The sequence below is a fragment of the Prevotella sp. P4-51 genome, assembly GCF_002251455.1.
Classification (GTDB): domain Bacteria; phylum Bacteroidota; class Bacteroidia; order Bacteroidales; family Bacteroidaceae; genus Prevotella.
The window spans coordinates 79795-103115 of record NZ_NPJM01000059.1 but is presented as its reverse complement, the minus strand read 5'-3'; the positions used below and the strand labels follow the sequence as shown (position 1 = coordinate 103115).

Sequence of the window (23321 nt, the reverse complement as noted above, 5' to 3'; positions counted from 1 at the left end):
CATGCTGACAGTAATGACAATGACAGTGAAACGCAACTTGGCTTTAATCCTGACGGTGCTCCTGATGACAGGAGCCACCTCGGTGTATGCCCAGCCGAAGGATACGACGCGTGTGCATCGGCTTCCCGACGTGGTGGTCGACGGCCAGCAGCGTCGCATAGACAACTCGGCTCCCGTGCGCGTCATTGGCAGTGCCGACTATCTGCGCCTTGGCGTCACCGATGTCGCCGATGCCCTGAACCGTCTGGCTGGTGTCACGCTGCGCGACTATGGTGGTGCGGGCGGCATGAAGACCGTGTCGGTACGTGGATATGGAGCTCAGCATACCGGTGTAAGCTATGACGGAGTAATGCTCAGCGAGATTCAGAGCGGCGAGATCGATGTGTCGCGCTACTCGATAGACAATGTGCAGAGTCTAAGTCTCACCATAGGCGATGGCGACGACATCTTCGTCACCGCGCGCCAAGCCACCACGCCTGCTGTGCTTGCCATCCAGAGTCTCACGCGGCTGCCAGCCGACCTCAAGCCCCATCTCACGGCGCAGATGAGGCTGGGCTCGTGGGGCTATGCCAACCCCTTTGTGCGCTACACCCAACGCATGGGGCGCAGCGTGGCACTCAGCGCCGTGGGCGACTATGTCTATGCCGACAACGACTATCCCTTCCGTCTGCGCAACGGCAATGTGACCACCATAGAGCGGCGCTCCAACAGCCGCATGTGCAGCGGTCATGCCGAGGTAAGCGGACTCTGGACGCCCAACGACCGCAGCAGTCTCTGGGCCAAGATATACTACTATGACAACGACCGCCAGCTGCCCGGCATCGTGCAATATTACACCAATGTGTGCGGACAGCAGTTGCACGACCGCAACTGGTTTGCCCAGACACGCTGGCTGTACCAGGCATCACAGCGGCTGTCGCTCCGGCTGACAGCCAAGGCCAACTGGGCTTCATCGGCGTATCGCGATACACTCTTGCCCGACCGCCGTGATGATGCTACCTACCAGCAGCATGAGTATTATGGCTCGGCATCCATGCTCTATGCTCCCTGCAGAGATGTGGAGATAAACTATGCGGCAGACTACTGCTACAACAACCTGAGCAGCAGTCTGGCCACCGACCGCAGACCCTATCGCCATACACTATGGCAGACGGCGGCGGTGAAGTTTCAGCGCCAGCGCTTTACGGCTCTGGCTCGCGTGTTGTGGACACTTTGTCTCAACGGAGCCCATCGCGGCGAGGCCCAGAGCGACATGCGGCGGTGGTCGCCTTCGCTCTCGCTCTCGTATCGGCTGATGGAAGACGAGGAACTCTATCTGCGCGCGTCGATGAAAGACATCTTCCGCGTGCCCACGTTCAATGAGTGCTATTTCCACCATTACGGCAGCCCCGACGTAAGGCCGGAAAACACGCGGCAGTATAACATAGGACTCACATGGCGCCACGCCTGGAGCCCCAAGCTCGTCGCCCAGGTGGCAGCCGACGCCTATCTCAACCGCATCAGCGACAAGATAGTGGCGGTGCCCTACAATATGTTTATCTGGCGCACCATCAATATGGCCAAAGCCCGTGGTATGGGCGTCGATGGCGAAGCGAGAGTAGAGTGGACTCCCTCTGCCGGTCACCGCATAGACCTGTCGGCATCGTACACCTATCAGCGTGTGGCCAACCGCACCGATGCGTCGTCGCCACACTATGGCAAGCAGGTTCCCTACCAGCCCCTCAATCAGGGCAGCGCTTCGGTGGGATGGGAGAACCCCTGGATCTCGCTCTCCCTGCACGGTCAGGCCGCCAGCGGCCGATGGGCTACGCCCAACCACTATGAGGGTACGCACATCGGTGGTTATGCCGACGTGGGACTTACCGCCTATCGCAATATGATGGTTGGTAAGACACGCCTCCAGCTGCGCGCCGATGTCGAAAACATCCTGGGCCATCAGTATGAGATAGTGGCGCATTACCCCATGCCCCGTACCCACTGGCGCATGAGTGTCAAAATGGAATTATAACAACAACTATAAACAACAATGACAATGAAAAAAAGTTTCTTAGCTATGGTGGCGCTCCTCGTAAGCGCTCCGCTGTTCTTCACATCATGTAACGACGACAACGGCCCATCCTTTCACTACGAGGTAGTATCTGACGGTGCCTTTATCGTCAACTCCGGCAATATGTACTCATCTATTGACGGTTCGCTGACAGGCATCAATTATGCCTCTAATGTTGCGGTGCAGAAGGTGTTTGCTGCCAACAACGGTGGACAGAGCCTCGGCTCAACCCCCAACGACGGACTGGTGTATGGCGACAAGATGTATGTAGTAGTCGATGGCTCGAATACTGTAGAGGTAATCAACAAGAAGACCATGCAGCGTATCAAGCAGATCAAGACTACCGAACTGCTGGGTGCCGCTGAAGGCAAGTCGCCCCGCCACATCATCGCTGGCAACGGCCACATCTTCTTCACCACCTATGGCGGTTATGTGGCTGCTGTCGATACTGTCAATTTCAAGCTCACAGCCAAGTACAAGGTTGGCTCTTTTCCCGAGGGTCTGGCTGGTTATGCCAGCAGCATCGTCGTGGCCAACTCTGACTATGCCAAGGGTCACGGCAATATCTCTATCATCAACCTCGGTACCGGCGAAGTGGAGACCCGCAATGTAGAGGGCATCAACAATCCCCAGAAGGTATTCATCAACAACGGCAATGTCTATATCCTCGACTGGGTGTACTATGAGGGTGAGTATCCCAACTCAGTAGAGAAGGGCGAAAGCGCCATAAAGTATCTCGCCGGAAACAAGGCTACCAAGGTGACCGATGCCTACTATGCCAGCATGCTCAACGGCAAGCTGTATATCATCAGCAATCCCTACGGTGAGGCCAAATACAGCGTATGCGACCTCAACAGCAATCCCTATCAGGGCACTACCACTCCGCTCAACCTCTCTGAGGGCGTCTTCTCTCCTGCCGGCATCGATGTTGACCCTGCCACAGGTGAAATCTTTGTTCTCTCTTACAACCAGGGTGAGAATGGTTATGCCGACTATTACAGCAATGGTTATGTGAAGCGATACAGCAAGAACGGAAGCTATATGTACAGTTATGACACTGGCGTAGGTCCTTGTGCTGTGTTCTTCAATGTAGGTGTGAAGACCATATTCGACAACTAAAACTGTCGCGATGAACCCTTTGCGCTCTATAATATATATAATAGGTATTGTTGCCGTCCTGACGTCGTGTCAAGGCGGCAACAATCGTGTTGCGACTCTCGAGAAGGGCGACACGGTGAGGTTTGACTACGCCACTCTGCTCACCGTGGTACGCTATAGCGACCATACCCATGTGGAGATAGCCAACCCGTGGGTCAAGGGAAGCGTGCTGCGGAGCTATGACATATCCCGCCCGCTGGGTAAGGCGGTGGTGACCACCACGGCACATTGCCAGTTGCTGACGTGGTTGGGCAAGACCGCGGCCATCGCCGGTGTGTGTGACAGCCGCTATATCGGAGTGGACGAAGTGAGGAAGAGACTGGCCGCTGGCAAGACTGTCGACTGTGGCAACTCGATGAACCCCGACGTGGAGCGCATCGCAGAGATAGGCGCCGATGCCATCATCGTATCGCCCTTTGAGCACAGCGGTGGCTACGGGCGGTTGGAGAAGACCGGCGTGACCATCATCGAAGCTGCTGACTATATGGAGCCTTCGCCGCTGGCTCGGGCTGAATGGATGAGGCTCTATGGCATCCTCTTCGGTTGCGAAGAGCAGGCCGACTCGCTCTTCCATGTCGTTGACAGCACGTATAATAGTTTGCGTCGCGAGGCAATAAAACTCCCCGAGGGCCGTTCTCTACTTATAGAGCGCAAGACGGGCAGCGTGTGGTATTGTCCTGGTGGCCGGAGTACGGTGGGCACGCTCATCGCCGACGCCCACGGACGCTATCCCTGGATGGGCGATGACCATAGCGGTTCGCTCACGCTCGCTCCCGAGCAGGTGGTAGAGCGCGGCGCCCATACCGATGCCTGGATGTTTGTCTATTCGGGCAAGCCCATCACGCTGCGTGATTTGGCGGGCGAGTATGCGGGTTACAAAATCCTCGACGCCTTCCGCCACGGCGAGGTCTATGGCTGTAATACCGACAGCGTCAATTATTTTGAGGAAATTCCCTTCCGTCCCGATTACCTGCTGCGCGACTATATACAGATAGTCCATCCCGGAGCGGGAAAGGGCGGGCTAAGATACTATAAGCGCATTGACTAAGACTATCTACATAGGACTGGCAGCGGCTATGGCATGTCTCTTCATGGCCGGACTGATGACGGGCAGCGTGTCTATACCCTGCTCGGCGGTGTGGCATGTACTCGTGGGCGACAAGGCAGCCGTGAGCGAGAGCTGGAGGTTCATTATCCTTGAGTCGCGTCTGCCCCAGATGGTCACTGCCATGCTGAGCGGTGCCTGTCTGGCCACTGCCGGACTGATGATGCAGACCGTCTTCCGCAACCCATTGGCTGGCCCCGACGTGTTCGGTATCAATGGTGGTGCCGGACTGGGCGTGGCGCTGGTGATGCTTCTGGCTGGAGGCAGTGTGACTCTGGGTACGCTCGGAGTCACGGGCAATGTGGCGATACTCGCTGCCGCCTTTGCCGGAGCCATGGCTGTGATGGCGATTATCCTGTTCAGCTCTACCTTGGTGCGCGACGGCGTGATGTTGCTCGTCATCGGTATCATGGTGGGCTATCTGTCGTCGTCGGTCGTCACTCTGCTCAACTACAGCGCCACCGAACAGGGCATACGCTCGTTCATGTTGTGGGGCATGGGCAGTCTGGATGGCGTCACCCCGTTGCTTCTGCCGCTCTATGTCACCATCACGCTGGCGGCACTCGTGCTCAGTCTGCTCATGGTGAAGCCCCTCAACCTCCTCTCGCTTGGCGACAACTATGCCCGCAATCTCGGGCTCAACACGCGGCGTGCCCGCAACTATGCCCTGCTGCTCACCGGTCTGCTCACGGCTGTGGTGACTGCCTATTGTGGTCCTATCGCGTTTATAGGACTGGCTGTGCCGCATATCGCGAGGCTCCTGACGGTTACCGACGATATGCGTAGGCTGCTGCCCATAACCATGCTCACTGGGGCGGTGATCACCATGGCTTGTCATCTGCTCTGCTTTGTGCCCGGAGAGGCAGGCATGTTGCCCCTCAATGCCGTGACACCGCTCATCGGAGCTCCGGTAATCATATATGTCATCATCCGTAAACGATAAACCTTTAGACTATGAACAAGATAACCACTCGACGTGGTGACAAGGGTCAGACCGACCTGTTAGACCACCAGCGTGTGAACAAGACCGACTGCCGCATCGAGGCCAACGGCGAGATAGACGAACTCATGGCTCTCCTGGGAATGCTCAAAGCTAAGCCTGAGTTGCCCGAGAGTATGCGTATCAAGATAGAGCATATCCAGATGATGCTGATGGCAGTGATGAAGCATGTGGCGAGTTCGGGTGCTACGCAGGTAGGCATCCTCCAGGCCGACATCGACGATATGGAGCGTTACATGAACGAGACTCCCACAGAGGGTTGTTTCCGTTTTGTGCTTCCGGGACACTCGCCCATAGAAGCATTGATGCAGTTGGTTCGCGCGAAGGTACGCACAGTGGAGCGCAGGCTATGTGCCGTCAATGCCGTCATACCTCTGCACCCCACCGTGATAATCTACATCAACCGCCTTTCAGACTATCTATTCTTCATGGCTTCGCAGGCGTGAGCCGAGGTGCATGCGAAGTAGCCCAAAACCAAAACCGCCAGACTGTAGCGTATCTCTGCTCTTCAGTCTGGCGGTTTGTTGAATCTATTGTTTCTCTCGGCGTTATGAGTGTGCCGATGTGAACTCTTCGAGGAAACGGGTGTCGTTTTCGGAGAACATGCGCAGGTCGCTCACACGGTATTTGAGGTTGGTGATGCGCTCTACACCCATACCGAATGCATAGCCGGTGTAGACCTTGCTGTCTATGCCGCACGCCTCGAGGACATTGGGGTCGACCATACCACATCCCAAAATCTCGACCCATCCTGTGTGCTTGCAGAAACTGCATCCCTTGCCGCCGCAGATGTGGCAACTGATGTCCATCTCTGCACTGGGCTCAGTGAAGGGGAAGTAGCTGGGACGGAGACGAATCTTGGTGTCGGCGCCGAACATTTCGCGGGCGAAGGTGAGCAACACCTGCTTGAGGTCGGTGAAGCTGACATTCTTGTCGACATACAGACCTTCGACCTGATGGAAGAAGCAGTGGGCGCGGGCAGAGATAGCCTCGTTGCGATACACTCTACCGGGGCAGATGATGCGGATTGGAGGTTCGTGACACTCCATATAGTGCGACTGGTCGCCAGAGGTGTGGCTGCGCAGCAGGATGTTCTTGGTCACGTCGTCAGGATGCTGCTCCAGGAAGAAAGTGTCCTGCATGTCGCGGGCAGGGTGGTCGGCGGCAAAGTTGAGCATGGTAAACACGTGCTTGTCGTCGTCCATCTCGGGACCGTCGGCGAGGGTGAAGCCCATACGCGAGAAGATGTCGATGATTTCGTTCTTGACGATAGTCAGCGGGTGGCGCGCGCCAAGGGCGATGGGGTAGGGAGTACAGGTGAGGTCTACATGGCAACAGCTGTCCTCGGTGTTCTCAATCTGCTCTTTCAGTTCGTTTATCTTGCCTTGTACGGTCTGCTTCAGTTCGTTGATTTTCATACCCACCGTCTTTTTCTGGTCGGCGGGGACATCTCTGAATTCTGCCATAAGGGCGGTGATGGCGCCTTTCTTGCTCAGGTATTTCAACCTTAGCTGCTCAACCTCCTCGGCGCTCTTTGCGCTCAGGTTTTCCACCTCCTTCAGCAGTTCTTCTATCTTGTCGGTTATCATAATTACATTAATATATTATAAATTCGTTGCAAAGGTAATATTTTTGGTGGAAAATAAAAAATATATCGAAATAAAGTTGTACTTTTGCAGCGATTTGAGAGCCCGGGACCAGAGATAGTGTACTTATTGTCCCGTATGGTTTTACGATTATTATAAAAGAGATTTTGAACATGAGAAAGTGTTCCTTACTGATGATGTTGGTGATTGTCGTTCTGGCAATCGCTTTTTCCACTACGGCATGTACAGACAAGAAGCCTGAAGCTGTTGACAGTGTGGCTGTGTCTGATACCATAGACACTGTGCCCGAAGACACGTTGGTGACCATGATAGAGGAGCAGCCTATGCCCAAGGCCGCCGACGAACTCTTCGACGATTTCTTCTTCAACTTTGCCGGAAACAAGAAGCTCCAGCGCAAGCGTATTGTCTTCCCCCTGCCCGTGTATGCCGAGGAAGAGTTTCTCCACAATATCTCTGCGCGCCAGTGGAAGATCGACCACTTTTTTATGCACCAGGAGTATTACACCCTGATTTTCGATTCGCGCAGCCAGATGAACCTGGTCAAGGATACCACCATCCACCATGTTGTGGTCGAGAAGATTCATCTCGCCGACGAGCAGGTCAAGCAGTATGTCTTTGACCGCATCAACGGCCTGTGGAAACTTACGAAGATTGTCCACCACTCGGCGCGCCGCGGATACAACGCCAGCTTCCTGGCCTTCTACAACCATTTTGCCACAGATTCCCTCTTCCAGGCCCGCAGCCTTGAAGACGAGGTTACCTTTACCGCCCCCGACCCTGATGACGACTTTGCCACCATTACCGGCACCATGCTCCCCGAGCAGTGGGACGCCTTCAAGCCTACATTCTTCCCCCACGGCACTATCTATAACATTCTCTACGGCCAGCATTACACCGAGAGCAGACACAAGATATTTGTCGTGCGTGGCATTTCCAATGGGCTAGAGATGGAGATGACCTTCAACCGCCGTCAGGGCCGTTGGCGTCTGTCAAGTTTCAGTTATTAATCTTCTTATACCCCCTATACCGATGAAGGATATCAGAGACCATTCACTCTTGGCGCACAATACCTTTGGTATCGATGCGCGCTGTCGTCGCTACCTCGAATATGCCAGTGTAGATGAGGCCCAGACCATTTGCCGCCAATTCTCCGCCACCGACTATCCACTGCTGATTATCGGCGAGGGTAGCAATCTGCTGCTCACTGCCGACTATCCCGCCACGGTCATTACCCCCGAGGCGAGGTTTGATGTGCAGGTGGTAGCCGAAGAACCCGATGGCGAGACCGTAGATATAGAGTGCTGGGCAGGAACCACCTTCGACGATGTGGTGGCCTATGCCGTAGACCACGGTTGGCACGGCGCCGAAAACCTGTCGCTTATCCCCGGCGAGGTGGGAGCCTCTGCCGTGCAGAACATCGGAGCCTACGGAGCCGAGGCCCAGGACATCATCGTGAGCGTCAAGGCTGTAGAGATAGCCACGGGCAACGTGGTCGAAATCCTTGCCGCCGACTGCGAGTATGGGTATCGCCAGAGCCGCTTCAAGCACGAGTGGCGCGACCGCTACCTCATTACCTCTGTCGTCTATCGCCTCTCGCGCCGCTTCTCACCGCGTCTCGACTATGGCAACATCAGGGCTACGCTTACCGAGCGGGGCATAGATGTGCCCACAGCCCACGAGTTGCGCCAGGCCATCATCGATATACGCCATGCCAAGCTGCCCGACCCCAAGGTTGAGGGCAATGCCGGCAGTTTCTTTATGAACCCCATCGTTTCCCAGCACCATTTCGAGCAACTTCTTGCACTCTATCCTGATATGCCTCATTATCGCATCGATGCTGACCATGTCAAGATACCTGCGGGATGGATGATAGACCAGTGCGGATGGCGTGGACGTACCGTAGGTCATGTCGGGGTACACGCATGCCAGGCTCTGGTGCTCGTCAACCGTGGCGGTGCTACCGGTGCCGAGGTCGTGGCGCTCTACCAGACCATCCAGCGCGATGTCAAAGACCGCTTTGGCATTGACATCCACCCCGAAGTCAATGTGAAATAACCCCGTATACGCCCATGAACGAGCCTCTTACGTTCACTTTCTTGGGCACAGGCACCTCGGGTGGTGTGCCCTCGTTGGGTTGCAGCTGTGCTGTGTGCCGCAGCCATGACCCTCACGACCATCGGCTGCGCAGTGCGGCGCTGCTCGAGCATGGCGATACGCGCATACTGATAGACTGTGGCCCCGACATACGCCAGCAGCTTATGCCCTTCGACTTCCGCCCGCTCACGGCGGTGCTCCTCACCCATGTCCATTACGACCATGTGGGCGGACTCGACGACTTGCGTCCTTTTTCCACCTTTGGCGACATCAATATCTATGCCGACGAGACCACCGTCGGTGGCATCCATCGCGCCATGCCTTACTGCTTCACCGAGCATCTTTACCCCGGAGTGCCCCGGCTCAACGTACACACGCTCGAGCCTCACAAGACCTTCCGTGTGGGCGACATCGACGTGCTGCCCCTGCGGGTGATGCACGGCAAGATGCCCATCATGGCCTACCGGTTTGGCTCCCTGGCCTATATCACCGACATGAAGACCATCTCCGACGAAGACCGCCAACTGCTCAGCGGCGTCGAGACGCTCGTGGTCAACGCCCTGCGCTGGGAGAAGCCCCACCACAGCCACATGCTGGTCGACGATGCCATAGCCTTTGCCCGCAGCGTCGGTGCCAGCCATACCTACTTCACCCACATGACCCACCAGTTAGGGTTCCATGACGAGGCCAACGCCCGGTTGCCCGAGGGCTTCGCCTTTGCCTACGACGGGTTGAGGCTGACCCTCTGACCGCGCACCGCGATGACAACCCCCGACGATATATACGAATAAAGCGTGGCCCGAGCCACGCTTTATTCGTTTCTGCTATCTTACCCTCAGCGTGTCGCCCACGCGTATCTGGTAGTCGGGGCCGAGGCCGTTCTTCTTGTACAGGCTCTCCAGGCGCATGCCGTATTTCTGAGCTATGAGATACATGCTGTCGCCGGCCTTGACCACATGGGGACGGTGCTTGAACTCCTTGGGCGCGCGCTTCTGCTTCTTCTTCAGATAGATGATGTCGCCCTTGTGCAGCGTTTCGCGTTTGTCGCGCTCGTTGTACTTGGCCAGCTTGCGCGCACTGATGCCAATCTCCTTGCTCAGCATCTTGAACGTCTCTCCCTCACGGGCGTAGATGTAGTAGTTCTTGTTGAAATAGTAGATGGGGTGCAGCGTAGGATTGTCGGGACTGATGCGCTCCGTACCCGAGTGTCGGGCTATGTAGCGGTCGTAGGTCTTGGCGCGGTCATACTGGTCGAGCCCGTAGAGTTCGATGATGTTGATGAGCTTGTAGGCATACTGCGGGTTGGTGGCATATCCGGCTGCCTTGAGTCCGTGTGCCCATCCGCGGTAGTCGGTCTGGCTCAGCGAGAAGAGCTTGCGGTAGCGGGGCTTGGTAGAGAGAAAACGGCTGTGGTCCTCGTAGCTCTCCAGCACCGTGTTGTAGGCGCGGAAGCACTCCTGTCTCAAGTCGTCGTCATGATAGGTGGTGGCACCGGTCCAGTCGTGACACTTGATACCGAAGTGGTTGTTGCCCTTGATGGCCAGGTCGCTTCGTCCGGCGCCGCTCTCCAGCAGTCCCTGAGCCAGCGTGATGCTCGCCGGGATGCGGTAGCGCAGCATCTGCTGTATCGCCAGGTCCTTATACTGGTTGATATATTGTTGGTATAGCGTGTTCCTGCGGGCCTGTCCGTATGACGACAGACAGAGCAGGAGGGCATATAGGAAAATACAGATTTTTCTCATGCTACTGATATATGTTTCTGCAAAATTAACGATAAAAGATGGATTATCGGCAGTCAGTGCCAAATAATTCGCAAAAAAGTAGCGCACCGCTTCTGCTCTCGTCGCCACCGATGGGAGCGTTTTCACCACCGTCGGGAGCGTTTTCACCACCGATGGGGGTATTTTTACCACTGATGGGGATGTTTTCACCACCGAAGCAGTCGTTCCAACCGCCGATGAGGGTGTTTTCACCACCGATGCAGTCGTTCCAACCATCTTTTCAGCCGCTCTCAAACCCACGAAGAGCATCCATAACAATATTGCAAAGCGTGAAATCACGGTTTCAGGCTTCGATTTTATTGTTTCGTGCTTCGATTTCTCCGTTTCCTGCTTTGCAAGGTACTTATCGAGCCCTTCCATGAGCTTGTTGGCGCTCACGCTGCCGATGCCGATGGCTGTGCAACAAAAAAAGGGGCTCACGCCCCCGATATCTTCGATTATTTTAGTTACTTTTGCAGCAACAAACCCTATAAGTATGACCACCGACCCTTCACCCATCGTGATATTGGCGCTCGGGTGCAACGTAGATGCGCCCGTCAATATGCCCCGACTCCAGGCTGCGCTTGCCGCCCGCTTTCCGTCCATCCGCTTCACGCGGCAGCTCGTCACTCCAGCTATAGGCATAGAGGCGGCGCCGTTTGCCAACTGCCTGGCGTGGATGGAGACAGACCAGGACTACGCCACGCTGCATGCCGCTACCAAGGAGATAGAGCAGCAGCTGGGCAGCACCCGTGAAGACCGGCGCGAAGGGCGTGTGGTCGCCGATGTCGACATCCTCTGCTGTGGCGGCTGCCGCTATCACGCCGACGACTGGCAGCGCCCTTACATCCAGACACTCATGGCCGAGTTGCCTCGTCGATGACTATCGCGACGCCCTCAGTGCCGCCATGTTGGCATAGCGTCGCTTCATCCACCGGTTGTAGATATTGCGCAGCCATATCTTGTGCAGAGCGATGAAGACCAGTCCTATAAGCATCATGATGATATACGACACCGTGTTGCTGCATACCAGTCTGAGCAGGCAGATGATGAGCATCGGTCCCAGATATACTCCAAAACTTACCAGCATCTGCACATAGTTGCCGTTGATGCCCGCCTTGCCCGTAAACTTGGTGTTGAGAGGCATGGTCTGCTTGTTGTATATCGTCAGCTGGAAGATGGTGAAGTACTGGAAGCCTGCGGTGAACACGCCGTAGGCTATCAGCATCAGCAGACTCCATTTGCCGGCTATCACCTGTGGCAGCATCAGCAGGAAAGGCCATAGCAACAGGGTGCTGTAGATGTAGTATTTGGTGCGAAGGAGCATCAGTATGTTCTCCTTGTGGGTGAGCAGACAGTCGATGTAGTTGCCCTCGTAGCTCATGACCTGCATCACCGTCATGGTGCCAAAGAGCAGATAGCAGTAGATGCACCAGAACGATGAGTAGTAGTCGCCGTCGTAGATGTCGGTAAAGACGATGACCATGCTGAATACCGCCACCATGAAGAACGCCGTTATCAGACCCTTGCGTGGGTTCTTGTTGCGCATCAGCAGCCGCAGTTCCATCTTGGCGTACATGCCTATCTCTCCATACTTGTCGAGATACTTCATCTGCGACACGTTGTGGGTCTTCACCGTTTCCTTCCTCAACAGTTCGCTGCGTACATGGGTGTACTGCAGACGGCGGTTGATGAGCGTGAGTACCACCAGCAGGGCTATCACACCTATATATATAAGTATGTTGCCACGCTCCATCAGCGTGCCGATGGTGGCGTAGAGGTCAAAGAAGTTTTCCCAACCCTTGAGCTTGCCCCACTTGAGCAGGATGGGCAGCGCCATGGTGCCATAGACACCCACGGGCATGAGCCACCACCACAGCGTGTCGGTGGTGAGGGTCTTGACGATGAGATACCATTGGCTGTTGGCGGCTATGAGCAACCACCACACCAGCAGAAACGCCAGCGACATCCACACGCCGTAGCTGAAAACGAGCGACATGAGCGTGAAGGGCACCAGGATGACAAACCAGGTGAAATTGTAGCGGGTCAGTATGGATGTGGCGACAAACGTGTCGATGCAGTCATAGCGTGACAGCGGCAGCAGATAGTATGGCTTTACTATCTGGGCTGGTGTCTGCTGGGCCATGAAGCGTGACGCGAAGTCGAGCAACAGCAGAAACGGGGCAAGGCCGAAGCAGAATTCGAGCGGGGTGGTGCCTCGGCTGTTGTTGGCGATAAGCGAAAGCATCACCGCAAGGAACAACATGTAGAGGAAACCGAAACTCATGGAGAACCAAACGATGTATTTGGCAGCGCGGTTCTGCTCATAGTTCAAGGCGCGACGGTCTGCCAGTTTGCGGTGATGGCGAAGCGTCTTGAATATCTGGTATCTGTTCATAACAAGCGTGGTCTGGTTGAGGATGGGGATAAGCGACTATCTCAGGTCGACGACCTCGGCGTGGGGAAATTCCTTGGCGTTGAAGGTGAAGACGCTGTCGGCCAAACGGCCAGCCTTGAAGTTGCGCACGGTGACAGTGGTCCACTCTTTGCCGCGGCGCATCTTGATGGTCTCGGGGTGCGAGGTCTTCTTGTCGATAAGGATATAGATTTCGGGCACGCTGTTTTTGGGGTTCCGAGCAGTGAGATGCACCCAGTAGGCCTTGCCTTTATCGGTAAGACCGAGGTTGTAGCCGGTCTTATACATATTGATAAATCTGTAGGGGTTCATCTGCAGCTGCTGGGCGGCGGTGGGGGTGCTCACGTTGACCTCTTCGGTCGACTTGAGGTAAGACCACTGTGTCTTGCCGTTGTACCATATTATCGAGTGGGGCGTTGTCACCTGAAACTTGTTGCCCTTGAGCGACAGCCGTCCGCTCACGGTGCCTGTCTTGGCGCTGGAAAGGGTGAATTGGGCTGTTGCGCCGTTCTTGTTGCTCACCACGGCAGCCGTCTTGTCAAGCACCTTGCGGGCTTGGGCGGCGTTCTGTGCGCCGATGGTGAGGGTGAGCATCACCATCAGTGTGATTAAAATAGTCTTTTTCATCATTTATCTGACAAAATACTGTTAAGTTGGTTCTCGTCGTTGACCAGCACCTGTCTCGGCTTGGAGCCCTGGGCTGCACCCACGATGCCGTATTGCTCGAGGAGGTCCATGATGCGTCCGGCGCGGTTGTAGCCGATGCTGAACTTGCGCTGGATGCTGCTGGTAGAGCCTTGCTGGTTGAGTACCACGTATCGTGCCACCTCGTTGAGCATTGGGTCCTTGTCGGCAATGGGCTCGCGGGGTGTGCTGGCGCCTTCGCCCTGCGACACGTCGACAGGCTCGGGCAGCTCCATAGGCTCTACGGGACCTGGCTGGTCTTCGATAAAGGTGTTGATGGCGTTTATCTCCTCGGTGTCGATGAAGGCACACTGCACGCGCACTGGCTCAGAGCCGTTGAGGAACAGCATGTCGCCCATACCTATGAGCTGGTCGGCGCCCTTGCGGTCGAGGATGGTGCGCGAGTCTATCTGGGCTCCTACGCGGAACGCCATACGGCCAGGGAAATTGGCCTTGATGTTACCGGTGATGATAGAGGTGGTAGGACGCTGCGTGGCGATAATCATGTGTATGCCCACGGCGCGCGCAAGCTGGGCTATGCGTGCGATAGGCAGCTCGACTTCCTTGCCGGCAGTCATAATGAGGTCGCCGAACTCGTCGATGATTACCACAATGTATGGCATATACTCGTGACCGTTGTTCGGGTTGAGCCTGTGGTTAAGGTAAAGAGCGTTATAGTCCTTTATCTTGTTCACACCTGCGGCCTTGAGCAGGTCGTAGCGATGGTCCATCAGTGTGCAGAGCGAGTTGAGCGTGCGCACCACCTTCTGCACGTTGGTGATGATGGGCTCGTCGTCGTTCTCGGGCAGACAGGCCATGAAGTGCTGGGCTATCTTGTTGTAGGGGGTAAACTCCACCTTCTTGGGGTCTACCAGCACAAACTTCAGTTCATTGGGGTGCTTCTTAAAGAGCAGTGAGTTGATGATGACGTTGAGTCCTACCGACTTACCCATACCCGTGGCACCAGCCACAAGCAGGTGGGGCAGCTTGGCAAGGTCTACCATGAACACCTCGTTGGTGATGGTCTTGCCCAGAGCCATCGGCAGCTCCATCTTGGTCTCCTTGAATTTCTTGACGCCCAGCACGCTCTCCAGCGACACGGTCGATTTCTTCTTGTTGGGCACCTCGATACCTATCGTGCCCTTGCCGGGGATAGGCGCGATAATACGTATGCCCTCGGCGGCAAGGCTCATGGCTATGTCGTCTTCCAGGTTGCGTATCTTGGCAATTCGGGTACCTGGCGTGGGCGTAATCTCATAGAGGGTTACGGTGGGGCCAACGGTGGCGTTAATCTTGTCGATGCTCACGTCGAAATAGCGCAGCACCTCGACGATGTGGGCATTGTTGACCTTGATTTCCTCCATATCCACGGCGTTACCCTTGCCGGCGTTGTGGTCTTTGAGCAGACTGAGTGTAGGGAACTTGTATCGCGTGAAAGGCTCGCGGGGGTCAATGGGAGTCTTTCGTATCTCGTCGGCAGTGAGCGTCTTCGCCTGGGTGGTCTCGTCGCCCTTGGGCACCTCGATGGTTAGGGTGCTGCCCTTGGGCTCGTCGTTGGCGGCAGGCTCAATTTCTATATCAGGTACGGGCGTGGCGACCGTCGGCTCGTCGGGCGAAAGGTTCACAACCATAGCCCGCGACTCTTCTCTCACCTCGTCTTCAGGGTTCTCCTCGGAGCTGTCATCGCTTGTGTCCTCATCATCGCCGGCATTGACATTGGTGATGGGGGTATTGATGGTAAACTGGATTTTGGACGTAAAATAGCCCACGGGATTGAGCATCTTGCGGATGATGGTGATGGTCTCGGCGCTCAGATAGGTAAGGAAGGTGATGGCGGTAATGGCCAGCACCACCACCAGTCCGGGCGGGCCTATGAGGTTCTGCAGAAAGTCCACGCAGTACAGACCGTGTCTGCCGCCAGGGTTGAACACCAGATCTCCGGCGAAAGGCGTGAGAAACTTGGCCAGCGTCACCGAGCACCATACCATAACCACCGTGATGCAGGCAAACCACTTGAGCAGGCTCACCTTGTAGGCGCGCATCAGCCACAGTGCCACCATGAGCAGGAATACGGGGATGAGGAATGCGGCAAAGCCGAAGTTGACGGTAATGAGCCAGTAGCTGAGCATAGCTCCCAGCGACCCGCAGTAATTGGTAAACTGGCGGGAGAAATTCAGCCATTCGCCCGGGCGCATGTCGTCGAGTATGCTCTGGTCTGCCTGACCCGTGTTGAAGTAGGATACCATGGCGATGACCATGTATATCACGAAGCAGAGCACCAGTAGTCCCAGGATGAAGTCGACCTTCTCGTTGCTCAGTATGTTGACGAAGCCCACGGCCTCGCCCATTGATTTTGGCTTTTTCTCTGTTTTCTTCTTTGCCATTATATCGTGCGTGTTTATTATGTTGGTGTGTCGTAAATGGGTTCTCTGTCATTGATGGCAGTTAGCGTGTTGCCATGCAGCAACCCGTTGTATCTGCAAAAATACTCCAAAAAAGTCATATACGTTCACGAAATGATTATTATTTTCATCTTTAGCGTGTTTTTTTTATCTTCCTCGAGTATGGGTTGAACCGCCAGGACGGTTGTCGGTATCGTGGAAGTTGCCGTGATGACCATCGCTTGGCAGAAGGGCATAAAAAAACAGCCCGGGCTGACAAACGCTATTGTGCAGACGTGGGCTGTTAGTGTACAATAATCTACATAAGGTTTTATTTTTAGTATTGCACTCTCTCACAGAGTATAACTTTATAACTTACTACTACCATAACAACGCTTACCCTTGTCATCCCTACCGCAGTGATGATGTTTTTAATGATTTTAACATTTGTAATGCCACTCCAAACGATATTTTGGCTAAATTTGTACACCTATATATATTATATATGTCCGCCGGACGATGGTCACGACCAATAGGGGAGTGGGGCAACGGGCCGAGGACGCAGAGGAAGGTATGAATATGACAACGATGATGAAGAAGGCCGACAGGCTGATGAAGACGCTCTGTGCGGCGGTGGTGATGGTGCTGGCGGTGACTGCTGCCAGCGCTGCCGACCTGGACTCGTGGCGCGCCGGCACTGTGGTGAGTGCCCAGGAGGTGACACGCTATGGCGTAGACCGCTGCTTCGCCATCGAGCAGATAAGCGATGCGGTGTTTGCCCGTATGTGCTACTCCTATATGCCCAATCCCCACATAGCCCGAGCCGACCTGCGCTATCTGCGGCTGCTCCACCGCGACGCCCACGACCGCATCGTGCTCGGCGAGATGGTCTGCCATCGTCGCATCGCTGCCGACCTGGTGGCTATCTTCCGTCAGCTCTACGATGCCCATTATCCCATCGCGCGCATGGTGCTGGTCGACGAGTATCGGGCTGACGACGAGACCTCCATGCGGGCCAACAACACCTCCTGCTTCTGCTACCGCACCGTGGCTGGCAGTCGCAAGGTCTCTGCCCATGCCATGGGGATGGCTGTAGACATCAATCCGCTGTACAATCCCTATGTCAAGCGGCGTGCCAATGGCCGGCTGTTCATCCAGCCAGCCAACGCCGAACCCTATACCCATCGCGAGCTCCGCTTCGACTACAAGATAGAGCGTGGCGACCTCTGCCACCGCCTTTTCCTCCAGCACGGCTTCAGCTGGGGTGGTGCCTGGCGCTCGCTCAAGGACTACCAGCATTTTGAGAAATCATTCTAATCACTGATATGCAAACAGACATACAGCCCGCGACCCACTGTGTGAGAGTATGCCACTCTTTCTATCCAGCCATGATGGGTGGCCCCAATTGTGACCATGACGAAGTGGAAACCTATGACCTTGCTGCGCTCAGCCCAGGTGATGCCCTCAAGTGGCGTGGTGAAGGCGGACGGTGGAAACCGCTCGTCTTTGTCGGCGCTGATGACGACGGCATCGACATCCGTTATGGCGACAGCGTCACCCATATCTGCTATGGTGGCGGTCATCACTGCGACACCGACGGCCATGACTACTGCCGTTTTGAACTTTATGTATCTGTAGACTAATAACCCCTTATGCTATGGACCCAGCACTGAACAATTATCTTAAAGCCGCCGATATGGCCTACGACATCGGTGAGATACACGCCCTCACTCCCGACTGCGCCCACCACGATACCCTCCTACGCCAGCAAGAGGTGTTGGGGCTGCTCGACCAGGCTGTTGACGGCGGTTATGTGCAAGCCTATCCCATGAAAGCGCTCCTCTCCGCTGCCGATGACTGGAGTACGTTCCGCCTCGTTCGTCCCGAGCTCTTCAGACAGATACTCCTCGAGGGCATCGATCGCGGATGTCTGGCCCCAGAACACGATGAAGCATGGACATGGATGACTCTGGCTGCCGAAAACAACGACCCCGAGGAGTTTATGGACGACATGGAGCGCTATTACGACCTGCTCATGACCGCCCTGGAGCATGGCAACTATGACGCAGAGACCATCATGGACATGATATGGCCTCCCGAACAGATTATAGAAGAAGACTGATATGGAAAAGGACATCAAGAGACTGGGCAAGCTGTTCTCCAAGATAGACGGGTTTGCCTCTACGCCCAAGCGGTGGCGCAATATCGCCCTGGCACAGGAGGCGTTTGAGTTTATGACCACCCGCCTGCCGTTGCGGGTCGAGGGCGAGCTGTCGCCTTACACCCGTGTGCGTCTGCTCGACATGATGATGGAGTGTGTGGACGAACTCGATGTGCCCCGATTTGCGCTCAAGGTGCGCGAGTACCAGTTGTCGATGCGCGCCCTCATCGATGACGCGCAGGACCTTGCCACCGACACCTCCTTCGACGACTATACTGGCGACGCAGCCGGCTACCGTCGCCAGCTGGATGTCTTTGACGATGTGGAGCGTGCCCGCCAGAAGTTGGCAGACTATATCGACCCCGCCGTGAGCGACGACGAGTGGATGGAGCGTTACCACGCCACGCTCCGCTTCTGTCCTGTCGAGCGCACAGAGCAGTGGGAAGAGGTTATCTATGAGGTAGAGCGCCGCTGTTACAACAAGACACGGCTGTCGTGGCGAGGTATGGGCTTCTGCTTCAAGTATTGGAGCATCAAGAGGGATGTCCTCGCCGCGATGGGCATCGACTGGCAGAGTCCGCAGGAGATGAACCCGCGGTGCAGGTTTGACTGAGCGCGCGCAGTCACCACCCAGAGAAATGCGAAAAGGGACGCGGAAGGCATGTGGTCTTCCTGCGTCCCTTTTCTGATAAATATAAAGTGAAAAATGGTCTCATATCAGAGGCATACCAGCCTCGGCACACTCGCGGCGCATGTCTTCGGGCCAGATACTCGCCTGGATTTCGCCGATATGTGCCTTGTGGAGCAGCACCATGCACAGTCGGCTCTGCCCGATACCGCCTCCGATGCTCAGCGGCAGCTTTCCGTCGAGCAGCTGACGGTGGAAGTAGAGCTCCTTGCGGTCTTCCTTGCCCTCGAGGGCCAACTGGCGCAGCAGGGCTTCCTTGTCTACGCGGATGCCCATGGACGACAGCTCAAACGAACGGTTGAGTATGGGGTACCAAATCAGTATATCGCCATTGAGTCCGGCCCTCCCGTTCTCGCCCATGGTCGTCCAGTCGTCGTAGTCGGGAGCGCGGCCGTCGTGCTTCTTGCCGTCGCTCAGCCGGCCACCAATTCCGATGATGAACACGGCGCCCCACTTGCGGCAGATGGCGTCTTCGCGCTCCTTGGGGGTGAGGTCGGGGTACATCTGGAGCAGTTCTTCGCTGTGTATGAAGTGTATCTGTCGCGGCAGAAATGCCTTCAGTTGCGGATAAGTCTCACACGCCAGATACTCGGTGCGCAGAATGGCGGCGTAGATGCGCTCTACCACGTTCTTGAGATGACTCACTGTGCGCTCCTCATTGGTTATCACCGCTTCCCAGTCCCACTGGTCCACGTAGAGCGAGTGCAGATTGTCCAGTTCTTCATCGGCGCGTATAGCGTTCATGTCGGTATAGATGCCGTAGCCCGGTTCAATCTCGTATTCAGCCAACGTGAGCCGCTTCCACTTGGCCAGCGAGTGCACCACTTCGGCTTTGGCGTCGCCCAGGTCGAGGATGGGGAACGTCACGGGGCGCTCGGTGCCGTTCAAGTCGTCGTTGATGCCCAGTCCTTTGAGCACAAAGAGCGGTGCAGTAACCCGTTGCAACCGCAGTTCGGTCGAGAGGTTCTGCTGAAAGAAGTCCTTGACCAGCTTGATGCCATGTTCGGTCTGACGGCGGTCAAGTACACGCTTGTATTCTTTATTGATGATAAGTTTACTCATGATTTCGTGTTAAATTGCTTGCAAAGGTAGATAATTTCTTATAAACTGCAAATTAAATTGCGTTATATTTTGTCAATCTGTCGATAATCGTGGGAAATATATTGACAATCTGTGCGCCGCTGCAAATAAATGATAGGAATTTTGCACATTTCAAAAGAAAGCTGTAACTTTGCATCACAGTTATGGCTCCGTAGCTTAGCTGAATAGAGCGTCAGATTCCGGTTCTGAAGGTCTTGGGTTTGAATCCCAACGGAGTCACTACGATGAAAGAGGAAGTCACCGAGATGGGGTAGGCTTCCTCTTTTGCTTTTGTGTTTGTGCCCAGCGCGACAGCCCTTGTCGCGGTTCTTGTAAAACATTGATATAGCGATCGTTGAGGCTGCGATGTCGCCGTGCTGATGACTTTTGCTGGCTCGTATCATAAGTCACGTGAGCCCGTATCGTATGTCACGCGGTCACGTGACAATTGGTACGTGCTCACGTATCATTTGATACGAGCCGACGACGATGGTCAGTGGTCTGCCGATGATGGTCAGTGGGCCGCCGCCGGTGGTTTGTGTACCCATCTATGGCCACTGGGCGATGGCGTAAGCATGGAGGCTGTCGGCCAAATCGCCCCTTTCTGGCTCGAGTTTAGTCATAATAAATATAAATATGTGTGATTTTGCCTCCGGCGTTGTCGGAAAATCAATAATTATTTGTAATTTTGCATCTTAATAGCAACATGCTGATACGACAGATGAGTAATAGCTCTACCGAACACATATTGACACAAACCATCGATGCCCTTGCCGACCCCTCTTCGTTAGAGGGGCTTATCTGTGGGCGCTCATTTCCCTCGTGGCCCGTCCTCGAAGAGATCGTCCAGTTGGCAAGAGCGGTTATATTTCCAGGCTACTACGGCAAATCATCGGTCGACCCCAACACCTTACGCTTCCATATCGGTGTCACTGTCGAACAGTTGCACCACCTGCTCGAACAGCAGATACGTGACGTGCTCTGCGCAGCGCGCCCCGATGATGCCGTGTCGGTTCTGCGGCGTGAGGCCAAGGACAAGGCTATGCAGCTGATAGCGCGTCTGCCCGAGCTGCGCCGCCGGCTTGCCACCGATGTCGACGCCGCCTATCTGGGTGACCCTGCCGCCAAGAGCTTTGCCGAGATTATCAGCTGCTATCCCACCATCAAGGCCCTGTCCAACTATCGTATAGCGCATGAGCTATACCTCCTTGGCGTTCCCCTCATCCCCAGGATGATGACAGAGATGGCCCACTCGGAGACCGGCATCGACATTCACCCTGGCGCCACGATTGGCGACCACTTCGCCATAGACCATGGCACGGGTGTGGTAATCGGCGAGACCTGCCGCATAGGCCGCAACGTGAAGCTCTATCAGGGAGTGACGCTGGGCGCCCGCAGTTTCCCCCTCGATGACCAGGGCAACCCCATCAAGGGTATCGACCGCCATCCCATCCTCGAAGACAACGTGGTGGTCTACGCCAATGCCACCATCCTGGGTCGCATCACTATCGGCAAAGGCTGTGTGGTGGGCGCCAATACTTGGGTGATGCACGACATGGCCCCTCAGACAAGCAAATACATAAAGAACAAAGACGATAATAACAATGGAATTTGAACTCATCGCCAAAACCTTCATGGGCCTGGAGCCCATTTTGGCACAAGAGCTGACCCAATTGGGTGCTAACAACGTACAGATAGGACGCCGCATGGTGTCGTTTACCGGCGACAAGGAGCTGATGTATCGCGCCAACTTCCAGCTGCACACCGCCATCCGTATCCTCAAAACCATCAAACACTTCAAGGCCCGCTCTGCCGAGGACGTCTATGAGGCCGTAAAGCAGATAGAATGGCAGAAGTATATCCTTGATGGCAAGACTTTCGCCGTTGACTCGGTGGTCTACTCAGAGGAATTCCGCAACTCCCGCTTCGTAACCTATAAGGTCAAGGATGCCATTGTCGACCAGTTCAGAGAACAGACCGGCAACCGCCCCAACATCTCTGTGACCAACCCTGATATCCGTCTGCATATCCATATCGCCGAAGACAACGCAACCCTCTGCCTCGACTCGAGCGGCGAGTCTCTGCACCGCCGTGGCTACCGTCAGGAGAGCGTAGAGGCACCTCTGAACGAGGTGTTGGCAGCCGGCATGATACTCATGACAGGCTGGAAGGGCGAGTGTGACTTCATAGACCCCATGTGTGGGTCGGGCACGCTGCTGGTCGAGGCTGCACTGATAGCCCGCAACATCAGCCCAGGTGTCTTCCGCAAGGAGTTTGCCTTTGAGAAGTGGCCCGACTTCGACGCCGACCTCTTCGACAACATCTACAATGACGACTCTCGCGAGCGCGAGTTCGAACACCACATCTATGGTTATGATGTGGATATGAAGGCGGTAAACACCGCGCGTCTGAACGTGCGTGCCGCCGGACTCACCAAGGACATCACCATAGAGAATGCCGACTTCAAGAACTTCACCAAGCCTGCCAACAAGAGCATCATGGTGACCAATCCTCCTTACGGCGAACGCATCTCTACCCCCAACCTGCTCGCCACCTACAAGATGATAGGCGAGCGTCTCAAGCACCAGTTCATGGGCAATGAGGCTTGGGTGCTCTCTTACCGCGAGGAATGCTTCGACCAGATAGGTCTGAAGCCCTCTATCAAGATACCCGTCTACAACGGCAGTCTGGAGTGCGAGTTCCGCAAGTATGCCATCTTCGACGGCAAGATGCGCGACTTCCGCTCTGAGGGCGGTGTGGTGAAGACTGAAGACGAGAAGCGCGAGATGGCACAGAAGCACCGCTTCCGCAAGGAGCGTGAGTTCAAGCGCCGTCTGGACGAGCATGAGGAAAACGAGGAAGGCGACATCCGCTCATTCAAGTTCCACTCGTTTGACGACAAGCAGCGTCCTGCCCGTCGTGGCAAGGACGACCGCTTCGGCGACCGTCAGGACCGTCCCCGTCCCCGCTTCACCGACAACGACCGTCGTGGCAAGGACAGCCGTGGCGGCAAGGGCGGCAGCAAGGGTGGCAAGCGCAATCCCTTCAAGACATACGACGCCGAGACAGAAGATTAATCATCAGGACAGCAGTCAGGGTGCTTCCATCCCTATGCACCGCAACGGGGGAGGCACCGGGGC

The 23321-nt window shown here is 55.5% G+C and carries 21 protein-coding genes and 1 tRNA gene; 16 read left to right on the top strand and 6 right to left on the bottom strand.

The annotated features are described in order from the left end of the window. Positions 1-19: 19 nt before the first annotated feature. The 5 genes from CIK94_RS09805 to CIK94_RS09785 are packed head-to-tail and all read left to right on the top strand — an operon-like array spanning position 20 to position 5756. Positions 20-2008: a TonB-dependent receptor gene (locus tag CIK94_RS09805; RefSeq protein ID WP_094385174.1), complete on the top strand. Its 1989-nt coding sequence runs from the start codon at positions 20-22 to the stop codon at positions 2006-2008. A 24-nt stretch (positions 2009-2032) separates the two neighbouring features. Next, the gene (locus CIK94_RS09800; RefSeq protein ID WP_094385043.1) at positions 2033-3166 is read left to right on the top strand and encodes a YncE family protein; all 1134 of its coding nucleotides are present in this window, start codon (positions 2033-2035) and stop codon (positions 3164-3166) included. A gap of 19 nt (positions 3167-3185) precedes the next feature. Continuing rightward, positions 3186-4253 carry an ABC transporter substrate-binding protein gene (locus CIK94_RS09795; RefSeq protein ID WP_254046190.1) on the top strand — a complete coding sequence of 356 codons (1068 nt, stop codon included), beginning with the start codon at positions 3186-3188 and terminating at the stop codon, positions 4251-4253. 28 nt (positions 4254-4281) lie between these two features. After that, complete coding sequence (locus CIK94_RS09790) at positions 4282-5253, top strand: iron ABC transporter permease (protein WP_022311613.1); 972 nt, start codon at positions 4282-4284, stop codon at positions 5251-5253. A gap of 11 nt (positions 5254-5264) precedes the next feature. Then, positions 5265-5756 (top strand): cob(I)yrinic acid a,c-diamide adenosyltransferase, encoded by a 492-nt coding sequence (locus CIK94_RS09785; RefSeq protein WP_094388047.1) that lies wholly within the window; start codon positions 5265-5267, stop codon positions 5754-5756. Positions 5757-5858: 102 nt separating this feature from the next. Here the strand turns inward: CIK94_RS09785 and pheS are convergent, their stop codons facing one another. Further along, positions 5859-6899 (bottom strand): phenylalanine--tRNA ligase subunit alpha, encoded by a 1041-nt coding sequence (gene pheS / locus CIK94_RS09780; RefSeq protein WP_022311611.1) that lies wholly within the window; start codon positions 6897-6899, stop codon positions 5859-5861. Between the two features lie 170 nt (positions 6900-7069). Between pheS and CIK94_RS09775 the strand changes: the two genes are divergently transcribed. Genes CIK94_RS09775 through CIK94_RS09765 form a run of 3 tightly spaced genes read left to right on the top strand, consistent with a single transcriptional unit; the run spans position 7070 to position 9760 of the window. Beyond that, complete coding sequence (locus CIK94_RS09775; protein ID WP_094422879.1) at positions 7070-7924, top strand: DUF4348 domain-containing protein; 855 nt, start codon at positions 7070-7072, stop codon at positions 7922-7924. A 22-nt stretch (positions 7925-7946) separates the two neighbouring features. Continuing rightward, on the top strand, positions 7947-8972 hold the full coding sequence (gene murB, locus CIK94_RS09770; RefSeq protein WP_094422877.1) for a UDP-N-acetylmuramate dehydrogenase: 1026 nt from the start codon (positions 7947-7949) through the stop codon (positions 8970-8972). Positions 8973-8986: 14 nt separating this feature from the next. Then, positions 8987-9760, top strand: a complete 774-nt coding sequence (locus tag CIK94_RS09765; RefSeq protein ID WP_094422875.1) for an MBL fold metallo-hydrolase — start codon at positions 8987-8989, stop codon at positions 9758-9760. Between the two features lie 75 nt (positions 9761-9835). Here the strand turns inward: CIK94_RS09765 and CIK94_RS09760 are convergent, their stop codons facing one another. Continuing rightward, positions 9836-10753: a glucosaminidase domain-containing protein gene (locus CIK94_RS09760; protein ID WP_094422873.1), complete on the bottom strand. Its 918-nt coding sequence runs from the start codon at positions 10751-10753 to the stop codon at positions 9836-9838. Between the two features lie 514 nt (positions 10754-11267). Here CIK94_RS09760 and CIK94_RS09755 point away from each other — a divergent pair. Continuing rightward, the gene (locus CIK94_RS09755) at positions 11268-11654 is read left to right on the top strand and encodes a 2-amino-4-hydroxy-6-hydroxymethyldihydropteridine diphosphokinase (RefSeq protein ID WP_158214718.1); all 387 of its coding nucleotides are present in this window, start codon (positions 11268-11270) and stop codon (positions 11652-11654) included. On the opposite strand, the gene CIK94_RS09750 is transcribed toward CIK94_RS09755, so the two are convergent. The 3 genes from CIK94_RS09750 to CIK94_RS09740 are packed head-to-tail and all read right to left on the bottom strand — an operon-like array spanning position 11655 to position 16255. Continuing rightward, a complete protein-coding gene (locus CIK94_RS09750; protein ID WP_094385059.1) occupies positions 11655-13169 on the bottom strand; it encodes a DUF5687 family protein in 1515 nt (504 codons plus the stop codon). It abuts the gene before it with no gap. A 36-nt stretch (positions 13170-13205) separates the two neighbouring features. After that, positions 13206-13817, bottom strand: coding sequence for a LolA-like putative outer membrane lipoprotein chaperone (locus tag CIK94_RS09745; RefSeq protein WP_022311604.1), 612 nt, complete (start codon positions 13815-13817; stop codon positions 13206-13208). Then, complete coding sequence (locus CIK94_RS09740; protein ID WP_094422871.1) at positions 13814-16255, bottom strand: DNA translocase FtsK; 2442 nt, start codon at positions 16253-16255, stop codon at positions 13814-13816. Before CIK94_RS09740 ends, CIK94_RS09745 begins: the two co-directional genes overlap by 4 nt. Positions 16256-16825: 570 nt before the next feature. Here CIK94_RS09740 and CIK94_RS09735 point away from each other — a divergent pair. Genes CIK94_RS09735 through CIK94_RS09720 form a run of 4 tightly spaced genes read left to right on the top strand, consistent with a single transcriptional unit; the run spans position 16826 to position 19026 of the window. Beyond that, a complete protein-coding gene (locus CIK94_RS09735; protein WP_094422973.1) occupies positions 16826-17569 on the top strand; it encodes a M15 family metallopeptidase in 744 nt (247 codons plus the stop codon). Between the two features lie 8 nt (positions 17570-17577). Then, positions 17578-17895, top strand: a complete 318-nt coding sequence (locus tag CIK94_RS09730) for a hypothetical protein (RefSeq protein ID WP_144008367.1) — start codon at positions 17578-17580, stop codon at positions 17893-17895. A 14-nt stretch (positions 17896-17909) separates the two neighbouring features. Next, a complete protein-coding gene (locus tag CIK94_RS09725; protein WP_094388041.1) occupies positions 17910-18374 on the top strand; it encodes a hypothetical protein in 465 nt (154 codons plus the stop codon). Between the two features lies 1 nt (position 18375). Next, on the top strand, positions 18376-19026 hold the full coding sequence (locus CIK94_RS09720; RefSeq protein ID WP_094422869.1) for a hypothetical protein: 651 nt from the start codon (positions 18376-18378) through the stop codon (positions 19024-19026). Positions 19027-19125: 99 nt separating this feature from the next. On the opposite strand, the gene asnA is transcribed toward CIK94_RS09720, so the two are convergent. Beyond that, positions 19126-20163, bottom strand: a complete 1038-nt coding sequence (gene asnA / locus CIK94_RS09715) for an aspartate--ammonia ligase (RefSeq protein ID WP_094385069.1) — start codon at positions 20161-20163, stop codon at positions 19126-19128. Positions 20164-20347: 184 nt separating this feature from the next. Between asnA and CIK94_RS09710 the strand changes: the two genes are divergently transcribed. The 3 genes from CIK94_RS09710 (at position 20348) to CIK94_RS09700 (ending at position 23258) form a co-directional block, all read left to right on the top strand. Continuing rightward, positions 20348-20421, top strand: a tRNA-Arg gene (locus tag CIK94_RS09710). A gap of 481 nt (positions 20422-20902) precedes the next feature. Further along, positions 20903-21796 carry a serine O-acetyltransferase EpsC gene (epsC, locus tag CIK94_RS09705; RefSeq protein WP_094422970.1) on the top strand — a complete coding sequence of 298 codons (894 nt, stop codon included), beginning with the start codon at positions 20903-20905 and terminating at the stop codon, positions 21794-21796. Continuing rightward, positions 21786-23258, top strand: a complete 1473-nt coding sequence (locus tag CIK94_RS09700; RefSeq protein WP_094385071.1) for a class I SAM-dependent RNA methyltransferase — start codon at positions 21786-21788, stop codon at positions 23256-23258. Before epsC ends, CIK94_RS09700 begins: the two co-directional genes overlap by 11 nt. The last annotated feature ends 63 nt before the right edge of the window (positions 23259-23321 follow it).

Excerpts from the sequence above, each read along its gene's own strand:
- CIK94_RS09805 (WP_094385174.1), top strand. The coding sequence starts at position 20 with ATGACAGTGAAACGCAACTTGGCTTTAATCCTGACGGTGCTCCTGATG.
- CIK94_RS09800 (WP_094385043.1), top strand. The coding sequence starts at position 2,033 with ATGAAAAAAAGTTTCTTAGCTATGGTGGCGCTCCTCGTAAGCGCTCCG.
- CIK94_RS09790 (WP_022311613.1), top strand. The coding sequence starts at position 4,282 with ATGGCATGTCTCTTCATGGCCGGACTGATGACGGGCAGCGTGTCTATA.
- CIK94_RS09785 (WP_094388047.1), top strand. The coding sequence starts at position 5,265 with ATGAACAAGATAACCACTCGACGTGGTGACAAGGGTCAGACCGACCTG.
- pheS (WP_022311611.1), bottom strand. The coding sequence starts at position 6,899 with ATGATAACCGACAAGATAGAAGAACTGCTGAAGGAGGTGGAAAACCTG.
- CIK94_RS09775 (WP_094422879.1), top strand. The coding sequence starts at position 7,070 with ATGAGAAAGTGTTCCTTACTGATGATGTTGGTGATTGTCGTTCTGGCA.
- murB (WP_094422877.1), top strand. The coding sequence starts at position 7,947 with ATGAAGGATATCAGAGACCATTCACTCTTGGCGCACAATACCTTTGGT.
- CIK94_RS09765 (WP_094422875.1), top strand. The coding sequence starts at position 8,987 with ATGAACGAGCCTCTTACGTTCACTTTCTTGGGCACAGGCACCTCGGGT.
- CIK94_RS09760 (WP_094422873.1), bottom strand. The coding sequence starts at position 10,753 with ATGAGAAAAATCTGTATTTTCCTATATGCCCTCCTGCTCTGTCTGTCG.
- CIK94_RS09755 (WP_158214718.1), top strand. The coding sequence starts at position 11,268 with ATGACCACCGACCCTTCACCCATCGTGATATTGGCGCTCGGGTGCAAC.
- CIK94_RS09750 (WP_094385059.1), bottom strand. The coding sequence starts at position 13,169 with ATGAACAGATACCAGATATTCAAGACGCTTCGCCATCACCGCAAACTG.
- CIK94_RS09745 (WP_022311604.1), bottom strand. The coding sequence starts at position 13,817 with ATGATGAAAAAGACTATTTTAATCACACTGATGGTGATGCTCACCCTC.
- CIK94_RS09740 (WP_094422871.1), bottom strand. The coding sequence starts at position 16,255 with ATGGCAAAGAAGAAAACAGAGAAAAAGCCAAAATCAATGGGCGAGGCC.
- CIK94_RS09735 (WP_094422973.1), top strand. The coding sequence starts at position 16,826 with ATGAATATGACAACGATGATGAAGAAGGCCGACAGGCTGATGAAGACG.
- CIK94_RS09730 (WP_144008367.1), top strand. The coding sequence starts at position 17,578 with ATGCAAACAGACATACAGCCCGCGACCCACTGTGTGAGAGTATGCCAC.
- CIK94_RS09725 (WP_094388041.1), top strand. The coding sequence starts at position 17,910 with ATGGACCCAGCACTGAACAATTATCTTAAAGCCGCCGATATGGCCTAC.
- CIK94_RS09720 (WP_094422869.1), top strand. The coding sequence starts at position 18,376 with ATGGAAAAGGACATCAAGAGACTGGGCAAGCTGTTCTCCAAGATAGAC.
- asnA (WP_094385069.1), bottom strand. The coding sequence starts at position 20,163 with ATGAGTAAACTTATCATCAATAAAGAATACAAGCGTGTACTTGACCGC.
- epsC (WP_094422970.1), top strand. The coding sequence starts at position 20,903 with ATGAGTAATAGCTCTACCGAACACATATTGACACAAACCATCGATGCC.
- CIK94_RS09700 (WP_094385071.1), top strand. The coding sequence starts at position 21,786 with ATGGAATTTGAACTCATCGCCAAAACCTTCATGGGCCTGGAGCCCATT.